This window comes from Scandinavium sp. NPDC088450 (genome assembly GCF_044900545.1).
Taxonomy (GTDB): domain Bacteria; phylum Pseudomonadota; class Gammaproteobacteria; order Enterobacterales; family Enterobacteriaceae; genus Scandinavium.
Genome location: NZ_JBJDNI010000005.1, coordinates 149,741 through 165,743, shown reverse-complemented (window position 1 = coordinate 165,743; position 16,003 = coordinate 149,741). Strand labels below are relative to the sequence as shown.

The 16,003-nt window shown below is 56.3% G+C and carries 6 protein-coding genes; all 6 read right to left on the bottom strand.

All coding sequences use genetic code 11. The features are described 5' to 3' along the window. Positions 1 to 81 precede the first annotated feature (81 nt). Complete coding sequence (locus ACI2I2_RS06905) at positions 82 to 1,188, bottom strand: DUF4056 domain-containing protein (RefSeq protein WP_404657233.1); 1,107 nt, start codon at positions 1,186 to 1,188, stop codon at positions 82 to 84. After that, positions 1,188 to 2,318, bottom strand: a complete 1,131-nt coding sequence (locus tag ACI2I2_RS06900; RefSeq protein ID WP_404657232.1) for a BamA/TamA family outer membrane protein — start codon at positions 2,316 to 2,318, stop codon at positions 1,188 to 1,190. The genes ACI2I2_RS06905 and ACI2I2_RS06900 overlap by 1 nt, the downstream gene beginning before the upstream one ends. Beyond that, on the bottom strand, positions 2,318 to 3,274 hold the full coding sequence (locus ACI2I2_RS06895; protein WP_404657287.1) for a hypothetical protein: 957 nt from the start codon (positions 3,272 to 3,274) through the stop codon (positions 2,318 to 2,320). Before ACI2I2_RS06895 ends, ACI2I2_RS06900 begins: the two co-directional genes overlap by 1 nt. Before the next feature lie 29 nt (positions 3,275 to 3,303). Continuing rightward, entirely contained in the window at positions 3,304 to 4,431 is a 1,128-nt protein-coding gene (locus ACI2I2_RS06890; RefSeq protein WP_404657231.1) for a BamA/TamA family outer membrane protein, read from the bottom strand. Next, complete coding sequence (locus tag ACI2I2_RS06885) at positions 4,428 to 6,044, bottom strand: mechanosensitive ion channel family protein (RefSeq protein WP_404657230.1); 1,617 nt, start codon at positions 6,042 to 6,044, stop codon at positions 4,428 to 4,430. Before ACI2I2_RS06885 ends, ACI2I2_RS06890 begins: the two co-directional genes overlap by 4 nt. 111 nt (positions 6,045 to 6,155) lie before the next feature. Beyond that, positions 6,156 to 15,833, bottom strand: a complete 9,678-nt coding sequence (locus tag ACI2I2_RS06880) for an autotransporter-associated beta strand repeat-containing protein (RefSeq protein ID WP_404657229.1) — start codon at positions 15,831 to 15,833, stop codon at positions 6,156 to 6,158. Between the last annotated feature and the right edge of the window lie 170 nt (positions 15,834 to 16,003).

The window sequence follows — 16,003 nt, the reverse complement described above, 5'->3', positions numbered from 1 at the left end:
TTTATTTTAAGGGGGCGAAAGAATAACAAAGAGGCGCTTATTTATTCAGCTTCCGTGTTGTTTATTATTAAACCTGCCCGCTTATTTTTGCAGACGATTGAGCTGTGTCTGGTCGGCTGCTTCTGCTTTATTTGCCAGCCCCTGAAACTCCTCTGGCGAATAATAATCAGCGGGTGCTGGCAAGCGTTCCATGTCGCGCCCTTTGTGAATTTGCAGTTCACCCAGCGTAGAAAGTCGATACCGTACAACCGTTTCCGGCATCATTAAATGGAACGGTTCGGCTTTTTCAAACGGCACCGGAGTGGGGACACGGCTCTCGCTCAGCGAATAATTGCGCTTCAGCACGAGGAATTTATCCGGCACTCTGCGTTTACTGTTCCACCAGTCACCGTCAATTTCGCGGAATTTCTTTTCAGTCTCTTCTCGCGTGGCAACATCCAGTCCGACCAATGCTTTGTGTAATTCGGCATCCATGGCTTTGTTGTAATCCTCAACCGAGCCTGCATGGCCTTGCAGAATGACGTTAATCGCAAGCCTGGCCCCGAGCAAATTCGAATAGAGATCTTCGGGTGAAAACGCCGATATTTCCTCTGAGAAGCCTGGCACCGACTGGAAGCCATACCATTGCGCAATTTCATGCCATTGCGCCAGTTCAAACCCCAGCTTTCCGGCAAGCCAGGCGGCAAGCGTATAGCGCTGCGTCATACCCGCTGGCGGCGTGAAGGCATTCAGTTGAATGCGGCGTAGCCCTAATTCTTCGCTGTAGAACAGTCGCCATTGCTGCCCCAGTTTGGGGTAGATTTCAGAGAATAAATAGAAGGTATTGTCGGCGGTGTCTCGCACGTGGGCGATATCAATAAAACCACCGCGATGGGTGTAAATCAGACCGCTTTTTTCATCGCTGAGCCCGACCAGATTTTTCACTGCCCCCAGCGCACTGTCGTTGTAATGATGATGCCCTAAGCCATCCAGCGTCAGCACGTTGCCAATCTGATACACCGGAATTGGCACCCCCACCGCACGAACATTGAGATCGTAACCGAAGGCACAGCAAGGGCGCAGCGATTCAGGCGCAGAAAGCTTTTGCACCACCGGCGAAACGCGATGAGCGTGTTCTATCGGCAGCAAGGTTTCTGCCGCCATCGCTGTACTGCTCAATATCATCAGACCCAGCCACCACCCTCGCATCAAAACGCCTCCGCAACCTGAAAATAAAAACCGGCGCTCTCGCGACCAAAGCCTAAATCGAGCCGGATATTCATCGACGGCTTCACTTCGAAACGATACCCGACACCGACCGTTGGCAACAGCGGGTGATCACCTAAATCTGCGGGTGAACTGCCCAGCGCCCCTACTCCTGCCCACAACACATAACCGTGCCGCCAGTTTAGTTTTTGACGGTACTCCACCTGGCCGCTGACCACGTCGTTATCGCGGTAACGCCCCTGGTAATAACCCCGAAGACGGCTGTCATCGCCTGCCTGAGAGAGCCTGTCCCACGGCACATCACCATGAGTAAAGCGCCCCCATAAATCGAACGCCAGCACCCGTTTATCATCTATCGGATGATAATAATTGTATTGCAGTTGAGTGGCGGTGAAATGGGTATCCGAGCCAAGCGTTGGGTCAAAATAGCTGTATTCAATGCTGATAAATTGCCCGTGCTGTGGCCGGGTAATCACATCCCGGGAATCGTAATTCAGGCTGATGGTCGCGCCGGAACTAATAGGCGTAGTCGAGTCAGCATACTGCGAAAATTTATCACCCGGTTGAGGATTATCCACACGGGCATCCATGGCTGAGAAATCCCAGCCCGCGCCGAGATATAAATTCGGAGCCAGTTGCCGCATCAACTGCGGATGCACCTGAATCGAATTGTTGTCGTATTTTTGCGAGCTGCCCTGTGCCGCGTCGTAGCCCGCGCCCCAGAATTTGGTTGGCACTTTCGCTATCGCCCCATCGACAAACAGTCGCCAGCGGTCATCGGTGAAAAACGTATAGTTGTGCAGCCCTAATCCTAACGCACCACTGGTACTGACAAAGCCGGTAAAAGAGAGAGAAGAGTTTTGGGTCACTTTATCTTTCGGGTCAACACGGTAAATCCCGGCCACCGCCGTGCCTAACCCAAGGCGAAGCTCCGGAGTGTAAAACGGCCCCGGCAACACACTCCAGTCAATGCCTTTACTGGGATCGTACTGATTATCCGCGCCCAGTTTTCCCAGAAAGTCATCAATGGTTTTTTCATCCAGCGCCGCGAGCGTTGCGGGCGTCCAGCTCACGCTGATGATGCCCAACGCCGCCATCATCCATTTTTTCATCAGAATCGGTATTCACCCGCGATAAAGAAGCTGTTGCGGTCGTTAAAGCCAAATTCGGTCAACACGTTAAAGTTTTGGGTAATTTCATACTGCGCGCCCACCAGCATATTCCACGGCGAAGTGAGGTGCTGTTTGACGTCAAAGCGCCCGTTCTCCACCACCCCATCCAGTGCGGAAGGCAGGTTGAGGTCCGACAGGTTGCCTTTAAATTCCTGCTCAACGTCCTGGTACATCGCGCCAATCCAGATGCCCAGATGCGAAGGCCCGGAAATACCCTGAAACTCAAAGCGATACCCCACGCGCGGCGACACTGTGAGCGCTGATATTTTCCCGTCAAGGATGTCAAAACTGGTCTGCGTGTAGTTGGTATCCACCAGCCCAAACCAGTTCTGATAGCCGCCCGCCAGCGTCACACCCGTACCGTAAGTTGTGCCTTCAAAGTTGAGGGTGAAATTTAAATCCTGCAATGCGCCGCTTTCATATCCGGCGTGAACCGCCTGAGCAATCAGGCGATTGGGATCAAGGCGACCGTACTGCGACGGATCGGCATTGACCGAGATCTGCGACACCGACGATCCCTTGGTATGCCCGACGATCCCATAGACGTTCAGGAACGGGAACACCCACATGTCGAGACGCAGGTTTTCGGTTTTGCTTTTTTCGCGGGTATCGCCCACGCCAATCATGAACATGTCATCCGGAATTGGCCTGCCGCCAATTTGCAGTCCGCTCAGCGCGATGCTCTCGACGCTCACGTCCTGGCGCATATTCATGTAGCTCAAATTGACGCCAAAAGGCAGCGGGATGGAATACCCACGCGCACGCGCCTCATCACCCCAAATGGGGAACATACTGTCGCTTGAGGTTGCGTCGTCTGCCGCACTGCTCGTGGTCGTCGCACCGCAGGCTGCTCCGGAGAGCAGCACCAGCGAGACCAGAATTCGGTTCCATTTCATCATCGTTTCTCGTCAGGTCGTCGCCCCGGTTACAGCCCGGAACCGACATTAAAATAGACCGCCTGCTCATGGTCACTAAAAGCGACGTCTACTCCCGTATGCAGCCCGTACTCCCGGGCAATCAAATAGCGAAACCCTGTGCCCCAGGCAACCTGGGTTTCATCAAACAAATGGCTGGCCTCGTCGCTGGCACTGCCTGCGCCGACAAAGCCAAGCAGCACCCAGCGCGGCGTCACATTCCACGCCAGCTGGGTTTGGACCGTGCCGACATAATCACCCTGATAGCGATAACGCGAGATGCCGCGTAAATCGATAAACGGCCGCGCCATCGGCGGGAGATGCGCATCGCTGTGCGTGAGTGACTGATAGTTGCCAGCAAGCGACAGCGTTACGGTTGAACTGAGCGGCACAAAGTACTTCCCGTCGAGCTCAAGCTGGTTATAACGATAGTCGCCGCCCAAAAAACTGCTGTAAAAACGGTACTCTCCGCTCAGGGAAAGCCCGTCGCTCGGCCAAAACAGATTGTTGGTGGTGTCATACTCCGCCACCAGCCCTACCGCCGACGAGGTGCTGTTGTCGCCCAACACGCGTTTCCAGACTTTATTGATAACGGGGTTGTTGTCTGCCGACACGTCCAGGTTGACCCAAACCTGGCTCACGCCAACAAACACCGGGGAATCCCCCACGCGAAACTGCAACTTCTGCATTCCGCCGTAGCCTTTGGAGGTGGTGTTGATCGCCTTATCGTGGCCAAATCCGGCGACATCACCCGAATAAATATCGATGTTGACGTTGGCGTAGCCTGCGCCGCCCAGCCAGCGAATGTGATCGTTATTCCAGGTGTGGCGATGCCCGCCGCCGACAAACCAGGTGCCATTTTGCGTGCCACCGCCGCCAAAGGCGCTGAAGGCAGGCGGAATGTACCGCCCGCCTTGCTGGGTCCCTTTGCCATGCAAAAACAACCCAAACAAGCCGCCCCCATAACCGACCGCCGGTTCGGTGATAATCATCGGTACGGGCAGGAAACCGTACGGGTTATCCCGCAGATACGCGCTCATATCGAGCATCCCGTCTTCCGGATCGAACAGGCTCGCCGCCGGGCTGGTGCTGGCATACAACAGCAGCATCAGCAGCCATCCCAGTCGGGGTCGTCTCATACATCGGTCCTTTGAGGCGGTGTAGCCGGAGCCGCATACCAGTTCTCTTTGGCGACCATCACGGCGCCTTCCGGTTGCAGCACAAAGTTTGGCGACATTATCTGGACGTTGAATTCGTTGAACACATCCTGAATGTTGCTGTGCAGCGAATTACGAGCCACCGCCAATGAGGTGCCGGGCAGCAACTTCACCTGCAGTTCATAGGAGATATACCAGTCCATCAGGCTCAGTTGCCGCACAATCGGAGGCTGGCTGTGGTCAATGCCGTCAGCCCGACGAGCCGCCAGTTCCAGCATGGCGTGAACCTGCCGCCAGGGCGTGTCATAGCCGATAGTGACGCCGGTGGTGAGATTGACGCCGCCGCCAGGATTCTGTGCACTGAGGTTGGTGATTTTGCCGCTGACCACCACCGCATTCGGCACGGTCACGACATAATTTTCACGGGTGATGATTTTGGTGGCCAGCATGCCGATTTCACTCACCTGCCCTTCGTTATCCGCAATGCGAATGACATCGCCTTTACGCAACGCGCGGGAGTAAATCAGCACCAGGCCGCTCATGGCATGGTTCATCAATCCGGCCGAGCCCAGCGTTAGCATCAAACCGAAAAAGACACTGATGCCTTTGAAGGCCAGCGAGTTGGCTCCGGGTAAAAAGGGGTAAGCGGCAGACAAAGCGAATAACCAGACCATGACGGAAATCAGCCTGCGCGTGGCGCCGACCGTTTCGGGATGAAGACCAGGGACCTGAACTTTACCCGCCTCAACCTGGTTAAGTAAAACCTTGAGTAATTTAATTATAAACGAAGTAATCAGGAAGATTATCAAGACGATAACTAAACCAGGCAACGCCGAGACTATCGACAGCGCAATCTTTTGCAGCACCAGCACGGTCCAGTCGCCCAGCGATTCGCCCCACACTCGGGTCCACGGGAAAAGGCTGAACATCCAGCCGAGCCACAGGTAAGCCGCCACCAGGCTCAACAGGATCATCAACAGGCCAAACAGCTTTGACTCAATCGCGCCAAGGAATCGCCGCCAGCTGTGCGGGATGATGCCGCGTTTTTCCAGCAACATTCGGCGGTTATAGCGCCGCACCCAGCGCCAGGCACGGTAAGCGCCGTAACAAAACAGCGCCAGAACGCCTGCGCCCAGCAATGATTTAACCACTGCCAGCGCCAGATAGCCGGAGTTGTACTGGTCACGCAGCGCGGTACGTTGCAGCTCCATTCGCGCCAGCACTCGCTGTGCGGCCTGATCGAGCGTTAAATCGTCGCCTTCATCCAGGTCAGCCTGGCTGAGCAGCATGATAGGTTTGCCGTTCATCAGGAACAGCCGCGCGGGTTGGTTGTAACGGGTGAGAGGTTCGATGGTCAGTGGTTTACTGACATCTTCACGGGTGAAGGCTCGCAGCGTGTTACGAATGCGCAGCACGCGTTCTTCCGGCGTACTGAGGCCAAAAGTGGCCTGAAGCATGACGATGGGTTGATGGAAAATGTAGACCGTTCGCGCCCGTTCCTGATCGGTCGGCTGCTGCCGGGGCTCGGCGGCAAACAGCGGAAACGCGAGCAACAATGAGATCCACGCCACCAAAACATGCCGCATCCTGTTCATAATCAACACCCGCAGAAGTGAATATTCTCGTTATTATTCATAAGCTCAAAAGCAAAAGGCTGGCTTACTCTTTGTTGAGCATAGACCAGCCTTAGGCTATTTCAAGACGCCTTAGAAACGGATTTTCATCCCCACTGAGGCAGAGAGGTCAGCATCGAGGCTGGAGTCGCCCCCGTTATCCCAGGTTTTGCCCACTTCCGTATAGGCCTGAACGTCATGGGTGACGGTCCAGGTGGCACCAATCGCGGCTTCCGTCGCAGAAAACTTCTGGCTGGATTTCAGCGTGGTTTTCCCGTTGCTGTTGTCGCCGCTGCGGTAGGTCACCGCGTCTTCACCGTCGCTCAGTTCCTGCCAGTAGTTCACCCGAACATACGGTTTGACCTTGCCCATGTTAGTGTCGTAATCGGCCGTCAGGCGTGCGCCCAGACGCCCAATCACGGCGCTGTCGGCATCGACCGTTACTTTGGTATTCACACCGTCATTGAGCGTGGTGTCATCGAAGTTGCTCCACTGCCAGACCAGCTGCGCCTGTGGCTCAAAGGCCCAGTTGCTGTCGCCAATCTGCCACGGTTTGCCCACTTCAACCGACGCGGTAATAGTGTTGCCATCCGGGTGATAGGTGTCGTTGCTGCCTTCACTTTTCAAATCGACCGAGTGATAGCCGTATTGCAGGACGTTATCGACATACAGGCCGTCGGTGTCCGTCCAGGTCGCATACCCACCAATGTAGGATGAGAAGGTGGAGTTATAAGCGGAACCGCCGCCCATCCCGGTGTTGCCGCTGACTGAGCTATCGAGATCCATAAAGGTGGTGTAAACACCTGAACGCCATTTGTCGTTCTGCCACAGATCCAGCCCCATTTGCATGCCGTCGTACTGCGAATGGCTTTTGCTGCTGGTCGCGTCATTCAGATGCTGATCCACTGTTTTGGTCAGATAGCGCGCCCAGAAGCGCCCTTCCTGATCTTCCGGCACATCGGCGCGCCACGGCTGTTCATCCCCCACGCGCTGGTGCAACGTGCCGAGTACAAACAAATCGGCCTGGCGCACGATCGACGGCAGCGTATCAAAGCCCGGAACCACTGGGCTGTAGCCCGCACGCAGGAACCAGTCTTCGCCTGCTCCGCTCGCATTCCCGGCGTAGAGCTGATACTGCCAGGCTCCGGCAATCAGCTTTTGCCCACCGATAGTAAAGGCATCTTTGGTGGTTTGCGCGGTCGTGGTCGCACCATTAAGGGCTTCGACGACCATGATGCCATCGCCGGTTGTCGGTTCCCCCAACTGGCTCACGTCGATATCCAGCAGCGTGCGTCCGGTCGCCGTTCCGCCGTTGATCACCAGCTTGTCGGCTACACCAGGACTGTGTTGCTGAGCGGCAATTTTCAGCGTGCCGTCCATCCCGACGTAGTCCCCGTTCACCGTCAGCGTTGAACCCACGTTTCCGCCGCGCAGATTCACCGTGCCCTGGTTCACCAGGCCTGCCACGGTTTGATTACGCCCGCCGGTATCGAGCGTCGCGTTCTGGCTGACGATGTGCACCGAGTTAGCGCTGAAGCGGGAAATGCCGCCAGCCAGCAATGTGCCGTTTTCCACCAGCGTCATACCGCGCCAGGTATTGATGCCGTTCAGCACCGTGGTGCCGCTGCCGCGCTGGATGAAATCACCGGTGCCGGAAATATTGCCGTCGAGATCCAGGGTGTTATTACGGTTCACCACCAGGTCGCCCAGGTTGACGATATTGCCCGTCACGCTGCCGCTGCCCCCGCCTGTTCCCAGTTGCAGGGTGCCGTTGCGAATGGTGGTGGTGCCGTCAAAAGTGCTGTCTTTGGTCAGGGTGAGTGTGCCGTCGCCTGCTTTGGTCAAATCGCCGCTTCCGCCGACGGCCGCCAGTAATGTCACGTTATTGCCGTTGGTATCGATGGTGCCGCCGTCGCCGCTCAGGGTCCAGGCGCGGGAAGTATCAAAGGCTGAAGCGTAACGGAAGGTCCCGCCATTCAGCGTGATGCCGGTGCCGGATGCGCCCAGATTGCTGTCTTTCGCCACCTGCAACACGCCATCACTGACGGTGGTGCCGCCCTGATACTGGTTATCTGCCGTCAGGATCAGCGTGCCGAGATCGGCTTTGTCCAGCCCGCCGCTGCCGTTGATGACTGAGTTAATGGTCGCGGTATAGCCTTTCCCGGCCAGAGAACCATCACCGACACGAATCAATGTGTCCGCGGTGTTGGTGGTGATCACCCCGTCGTTAATCACATAACCATCGGTCGTGAACTGCGCCCCGCTGATAGTCACCGCGCCGAGACTGTTATCGACGGTGACATTACCTGCTTCCCCGCCGAAGACAGCAAATGCGCCATCGCTGAACGGGGTATTGAATTTGCCTGCCGGAGCGGTCAAATCCGTGGTCCAGTTATCGTTGCCGTTGCTGTTTTGCCAGACGCCGTCGCCGCCGTCGATTTTGCCGTTATTCTTCAACGCCCCGCCGGTACCGCCAGTGCCATCCCAGAAGCGCATGGTGTAACCCGTGCGATTAACCAGGTTGACCTGACCGTCAATCGAGGTCTGCACATACAGGTCGTCTGCCGCTTCCGGCGCGGTGCCAATCTCCAGAATGTTATTGGTCAAAGCACCGGAATAGTTGATGACGCGATACACACCGACATCAAAATTCCCGCCCGGGGTTTGGGTGATATTGAGCTTACCGTCGAGGGTTAAATCGCCGTTCACGTTCAGCAAATCATTCAGTGCCCCGCCCGGCGTACCTGACTTACCGAACTGGAAATCAAGCTGCGCGTTGCTGGCCAAATTGAGGCTTTGCATGGTCAGTGCCCCGACGCTTTCGAGCGTGCTACCCGGCGTCAGATGCCCGTTATCCGCCACGCTGACATTGCCGCCGAGCGTGCCGTTCCCGCCAAGAGTGGCATTGCTTGCCACGCTGGTTGCGCCTGTCGCTGCACTCTGATTACCGTTTATCAACAACACGCCTTTCAGCACAGAAGCCGCGCCAGTGAAGGTGTTATCTGCGGTCAGGGTCAGAATACCGGTGCCCACTTTTTCAAGCCCGCCACCAATACCGGAAATCAGGCCGCTGATGGTGTCATTGCGATTGAGATTGCCTTCGCTGAGCGTGTTATCGCCAAGATTGACGGTGCCTGCACCCGAGAGCGAGCCAATGGACGTTTTCCCGGAAGCATCCGCGAGCGTGACGTTCCCGCTGCTCTGGTTGCTGATGGTGGCGTTTGCCGCCTGGGCATTGCCGGAAAACGCGACAGTTCCTGAGTTGGTGGTGGTGCTGGTGCCGCCGTCAGCGCTGCCCGAATAAAGAGCACGAGAAGTGGCATCGACGGTGATTGCCGCACTTCCGGCATTACTGCTGTTCCCAAAGCTGGCCGTGCCGCCCGTCAGGCCAATTTTGCTCTGCCCGGCGCTGGCACTGTTGGTGAAGGCCAGCGTCGAGTTATTGACATCAAAGACGTGAGACTGGGCGTTAGCGCTGTTGTTAAAGTTCAGCCGCGCCTGGTCGGTCATTGTCACCGTACTGTTTGCCGTTCCTCCGAGCGCCCCGGTGGTATTTGCGTTAACCGTCAGCGTGCCAGTGCCGTTTTTCCCGGTAATCGTGGTGTCGCCTTTATAAGTATTCGCCACATTAAGATCCAGCACGCCGCCTGCCGTGCCGGTCGACGTATCGACCACCGCCAGGTCGCCATCACCGCCAATCACACCTGCAGGCGTAAAGGTATGGCCGTAAGGGTCCAGCGTACCGCCACCGTCAACGTTGAGGAAAATAAGACGGTCAGTGGTGAAATCAGCCCCAGACTGGAGCGCAGCACCGTTACTCATGGTGATGGATGTGCCAGCGTCGCCCAGACTGCTGTCCTTGCTGACCTGCAACGTACCGCCCCAAATTTCGGTGCCGCCGGCATAGGCGTTATCCCCGTTGAGGATCAGCCGCCCCGGATCGGTTTTTAACAAACGTAGGCTGGCAAGATTGATGCTGTTTTTCACCAGATCGGCATTGATCGTCGCCGTCACATCTGCGCCAGCCGCCCCGTCCCCCACACGAATCAGGAAGTAGCGATCCGCCGCAGTCTGACCTTGTGCCGCATAGGTGTTATCTGGCTTAGCATTGCCTCCAATCAGCGTGGTGACCATCGCCAGCGTAGAGTCAGGATTCAACGGATCGGTGTTAAGCACATAGCCGTCAGTCGTGAACTGCATCCCGGATGTACGCACCTGACCAAAGGCGTTGGTCACTTGCACGTCACCTGGCTGCCCCTGGAAAATCGCAAAAGCGCCATCCGACCAGGGAGCATTCCCGTCGCCATCGGATTGCGTCCAGTTGTTGGAGGAACGCCCCAAGCCGGAGAACCAGTAGCCATCCCCGCCATCGACCACATTGTTGCCTTCTGTGCCGGTCGCTCCGTGGTTAGTACCGGAGATTTCACCATCCCAGAACTGCAACTGACCTGACGGCAGGGTGAAATTCAGTACCAGGTTAACTTCTTTATCGATATTGGTCTGAACCGTATAGCGACCGGGGAAGGCCGTCGGCAACGATCCGATCTCCAGAGTGTTGTTGGTTAATGTGCCGGTGTAGTTGTAAACGCGATAAACACCCGGCAGGAAACTGCCGCCATCAGGTACTGTCGCGTTGATGGTGCCGTCCAGCGTCAGATTACCGTTAACCTGCACCAAATCGTTGAGCGCTCCGCCTGGCTGGTAGGCCTGCCCCAGCTGGAACTGGCTGTTGGTGTCGCTCGCCAGCGTCAGGTTGCCGTTAACCGTGAGCGTGCCCGTGCCGTTGCCCTGATTGTCATCGCCCGGTTTGATTGTCGTGCCAGTCTGGAACACCACATCGCCACCAATCGTACCGTTACCGCCCAGCGTGCTACCGCTGTAGACGGTTGTCAGCCCGGTGCCCGTCTGCACGCCGTTGATGAGCAAGGTGCCTTTCTCAACATTCGTGGTGCCTGCGTAAGTGTTATTGCCGCCAAGACGAGTCACACCTGCCCCAATCTGGCGGAAATTCCCGCTGCCGGAAATCACGCCGTTGAGCGCAACCGCATCAGAACGGTTCACCGTCAGCGTGCCGTCGTCGGTAATGTTGGTGGCCGTCGACAGGCTGCCCGTGGTGCCGCCATTACCTAATGACAGTTCTGATCCACTGCCGATAAACGTATTGCCCGTGTAGGTGTTATTGCCAAGCAGGATCGTGTCGCCGTTGTTAATGCGCTCCATCCCACCGCTGCCGGAAATCACGCCGCTATAGGTTTGATCGAGTGCGCCATCAAAGGACACCAGGCTGTCCGCGCCGAGCGTGCTGATATTGTAATTATGAATGGTGGCCTGCCCGCTTTGCGTCACGCTGTCGCCCGTTCTTAACGTCGCGCCGTTATTGACGTTAATCAGCGGCGTGCCGGAAAGGGTCAGATCGTTCACCACCCGCACATCGGTCGTTGCGCCATCCAGCGTCAGCGTGCTCCAGCCGGTACCGATGTTGGTTGCCACGCCGGTGTTATCTGCCGCAAGCGTGCCAATTTTCGCCGGATTAGCCCCTGCATTGGTGCCATTCAGAGTGAGCGTACTGCCCGTTCCGCCCTGACTCAAAATATGGGTTGTCTGACTCAAATCGACGTTCCCGACCGTCGCCCGGTCCTGACCGTCATTGCCACTGAAGGTGACGCCGCCCGCGAACACCCCACTGTTCCAGGTGAACTGGTCGCTGCCGCTTCCCAGGGTAATTTCCCCGCGAGTATTGCCGCCGTTCAGCGTCACGCTGTCATTGCCGCTGCCCGTCAGAATGGCCTGCGCCGTAGAACTCGCCGCCTGCAATGTGCCGCTGTTGGTGACGGTATTATTCGCCGTGCCTGAAGCATCAATCACTTTCGCGTTCTGGCTCTGGCTGGTGATGGTGCCGGTGTTGTTAATGGTGCGATTTGCCGCCGTGCCGTTAAGCACAATCAGCGAACTGCTGTTACTGGTACTGCTGGAATTGATGGTGCCGCTGTTGGTGAATGCGCCGGTATTGGCCGCCAGAATAGTGCTACCGGTATTGCTTGACGTCTGAATGTTACCGCTGTTGGTCAGGCTGCTGGCATTCGTCGCGTCAATCGCCGCCCCCGCCGAAGAACCCATGGTGATATTGGTTCCGCTGCTGACGGTCCCGTTGGTTTTCGCCAGCACGCCAACGCTGTTCGCCCCATTACCATTGATGGTGTAGCCGTTACCAATGGTCAGGTTCCCGGTGGTGGCAGAGCCATCGGCCTTCATAAACGCAAACCCGCTCCCGCTGCCGCTGACATTCAGGATATTGCCGGTGCCTTCTGCATCAAAAGTCACCGCCGTGCGGATAGCCGGGCCATTGGCAGCATTAATCGTGACATTGTTCAGGTTTACATTACTGGAACTGGCATTGTTATTAATGCCCGCTCCCGTGCCGGTTAAATCGATTTGAGTGTTGCTGGCGGTAAACGAAGATGCGCCAGTGCTGTCGATCAGCACACCATCGGCATCACCGCCCGCGGTGATATGGTTGCCGGTACCGTTAACCGTCAACTGCGCGCCGTTGCCTGTAAGCTGAACGGCCGCTTTTCCGCCGCTCGCATTCACCACGCCAAGGCGGTCGACAACAGCGCCGCTTCCCTGAACGCGAACCCCGACGTTGTTGCTGCCCGTTGCGCCTGACACAGAAATGGTGCCGTTATTGGTCAACGTGCCGCTGTTTTGAATATCCACCCCGATGTTGCCGCTGCCGGACACACTGACGTTGGAGTTGACCGTCGCAATCCCGGCATCGTGTAACACAATGCCGCTGCTGTTCGTGCCCAACAGATTGAGATTCGCGCCGGCATTCAGCGTTAAATTCCCAAGATTCGACACGTTGTAGCCGACGATCCCACTCTGGCCGGACGCGGAACCAATCACCGCTCCGGACGTCACGTTAGTCGCCCGAGGCGTATCGCCAATATCGCCGTTAATGCCGTAATCACGGCCATCCACCAGCACCGCAGTGGTGTTATTGCCGCCTAACACAATGGACCCATTATTGATGGTACCCACTGCGCCGCCGGTGACTTTTACACCTACCGCGTTATTGCCGGTGACATTAATTTGCGCGGCTCCGGTCGACATCTGCGTGGGCACATCGTCGCTTTCATCCGCCGTGTTCAAATCGTCCACACCGTTAGCAAACACCCCGGTCGATCCACTGCCGTTGACGTTCAGCACATAATCGCCGCCGGTGGTCGAGCCGTTGAAAATCGCCCCGCTGTCGACGGCAAACAGGATGGAATCCGCCATTCCACTGTCAGTGATCGTCGGGTTGCTGATGTTGATCTTCGCGCCTTGCCCCCAGGCGTAGTAGCCAATTTGTTTCTGGTTCTCAAAGGTCAGCGTGGAGTCATTCCCGATATTGATGGTGGCATTGCCACGAGCATGTACGCCAATGGCACCGGCAGAAAGCAAGCGGATGGTGGAGTCCAGTTGCACCGTCGCGGCTTTGCCGTTCAGCCCTTCGGCGTACACTGCATAATTGCGGTAGGTATAAGGATTGTTATCAGAGCCGCCCTGGTCGCCAGAACTGCCGACCGTGATGGTGCTGTTGTTGGTGGACGTGAGGCTGGCATTGGTATTCAGCGCCAGAATGTTGAGGGCGATGTTGTTATCGCCATCGACCAGAATATTGCCATTATTGGTGGCGGCTCCGGTGTTGTCCTGCACGTACATACCGTAGTTGGCGGCCGCTGAGCCAGCAGTCAGTTCCCCGAGCACGTTAAGCTGCCCGTTATTGGTCACCGTTCCGCCATTTGCGTTGGCGATCATCCCGGCGGCATTACGCGTACTGTTAAGGATCGTAATGACGCCAGTGGCCGCATTGGTTACCGCGCCGCTGCTTTGGGTGAAAATGCCTGCGCTAAGATCGCCGCTTCCAACCAGGTTTACTGCTGTCGGGGTGCCGCTGCTGGTTAATGGCGTACCACCGAGGTAAATGTTGCCACTGTTGGTGAAGGTCGCGCTGTCGCCCACCTGCACAGCGTAACCGCCACCGTGTCCGTCAACATTGTGGCTGTTGCCGGTTAAAACAATCGTCCCGGTTCCGCTGTTACTGCCCTGCGTGTTACCCGCGGCAATCATGCCCCAGGCGTTATGAGTGGCTGAATCCGTGATCGCGACATTGATAATGCCTTTGTTGGTCAGGGTGCTGTCACCCTGGCTTGCCATGCCAATCGCACCGGCGTTGTTCACATCCTGATTGTCGCCATTTTTTTCCAGGAACAGCCCGGCATTCAGCACACCGTTGTTGGTCGCCACCGAATCCGTCGCCAGCATCCCCACGGGCAGCGGACTGCTGCCGCTGCTACGCCACGCATTAATTGCGCCGTTGTTGGTAATTTGGCCTCCGGCGTTGGCCTCCATCACCGCCGAAGCACCATCGACCGCCAGGCTACCGGTGCTGGTGACCGTACCGGTTGTGCCCTCACCGTTAGCATAAATCACACGTAAATCGCCCGTCCCGACGGTGGCATTATTGGTGTGCGAGCCGCGATCGTCCCAGACGTAGTAGCTCATATCGATAGAGGTACTTTCCGCCTTCGACAGAAGATTGCTGATGAGGGTGTTATAGACCTGCTGAGCTTCTACGGACGAATCAATCACCTCGCCGTTGACCGTTGCCCCGGCCGTCAGCCAGTACTGAATCTGGGGTTTCCCAGCATAACTGCCCTGGCCAATCAGGTAGTTATTCACATCCGCAATATCTGCTGCGGAGTTAATGGTGAACGTCTTGTTCCCGGCACGTATCACATGCCCGGCCACTTCCGTGTAGTTTGGGATCGTCAGGGTATAGTTATAAGCCGTGCTTTGTGCGGAGACGTCCTGCTCCTGATTATTGATAGTCGCAGCAGGGCGGAAATGAATGTAGTTATCTGACAGCCAGTTGACGTTGCTTTGCGCGCTACCGTCACCGTCAGCCCGCGCCAGGGTGGACGCTTTGGCCAGCAAATCGAGGGTGTTGGCTGCCGCGGATATCGGTGTGGTGCCAACGGTACTTGCCCCAATATTGACGTTAGCCGTTCCGCCTCCGGCAGAGACGTTCACAATGCCAAACTGATAAAGAATGCGCACTGAAGAGGGATCGTAAACCGGCAACATCAAGCCCGAAACGGGCGTATCGTCCGCAGGAATAAACGTTGAAGAGTCATAAACGCTGATGACCTGATAGCTGCCATCCAGCCCCGGCACCTCCACGTTCAATTCCTGATCCTGCTGTGGATTCGCCGGAGCAGGTGAATAGTTATATTCGTTGATATTGGCTGTCGTGATGGGTGTAGGGACGCCCTGAGAATCCTTAGCATTGATAAGAATGATGCGCCCCGCTTCCGACCCCGTGGCATCCGGTAAGGCATCAACGACCGCAACAGAAGTCCCGCTGACCCCATTGCCCGACGTGAAATCGGGAAACAGCGGCATCGGGCCAAGAACATTCAGCGTAGTGCCCGCCACATAGTTGTTCGGGCCCGGCGTGCCCGCCACGGTGAAAGCATATCCGGTGCTGATAATCTGGTCGAAGTTATAGCCCGGATCGGTAGGAAACGCATAGTCAGGATAGACCGTCGCCCACTGGACATTGTCAGCGAAAGCAGGCTGGCAAAGTGCAAATAGCATCCCAGCCAGCAGGATTTTGCGCTGGCGAGAACGTAATGATTTCCCCTTTTTCCCGGCGGTAAATTCTGCGACGGGGATCAACGCACCTGCAACAGGACTCCAGATCAGACGGTAAATTTTGTTCATACGCTTTCCATGAAGATCAATAAATTGAATAAAATTCAAGCAGAATGGACAATCAAAATGGGTTGTCACTTTGGGTAAAAGTAGTACAGACCGCTCATTTCAACCTGCAATTTGTGAAAAATTAAGGCCAAATGTTACCCAATAGTAAATAGCGAGCTATCAACGACTTC

What these genes read in the sequence shown, in the direction of transcription:
- ACI2I2_RS06905 (WP_404657233.1), bottom strand. Translation starts at nt 1,188, where the DNA reads ATGCGAGGGTGGTGGCTGGGTCTGATGATATTGAGCAGTACAGCGATG.
- ACI2I2_RS06880 (WP_404657229.1), bottom strand. Translation starts at nt 15,833, where the DNA reads ATGAACAAAATTTACCGTCTGATCTGGAGTCCTGTTGCAGGTGCGTTG.
- ACI2I2_RS06895 (WP_404657287.1), bottom strand. Translation starts at nt 3,274, where the DNA reads ATGAAATGGAACCGAATTCTGGTCTCGCTGGTGCTGCTCTCCGGAGCA.
- ACI2I2_RS06885 (WP_404657230.1), bottom strand. Translation starts at nt 6,044, where the DNA reads ATGAACAGGATGCGGCATGTTTTGGTGGCGTGGATCTCATTGTTGCTC.
- ACI2I2_RS06900 (WP_404657232.1), bottom strand. Translation starts at nt 2,318, where the DNA reads ATGAAAAAATGGATGATGGCGGCGTTGGGCATCATCAGCGTGAGCTGG.
- ACI2I2_RS06890 (WP_404657231.1), bottom strand. Translation starts at nt 4,431, where the DNA reads ATGAGACGACCCCGACTGGGATGGCTGCTGATGCTGCTGTTGTATGCC.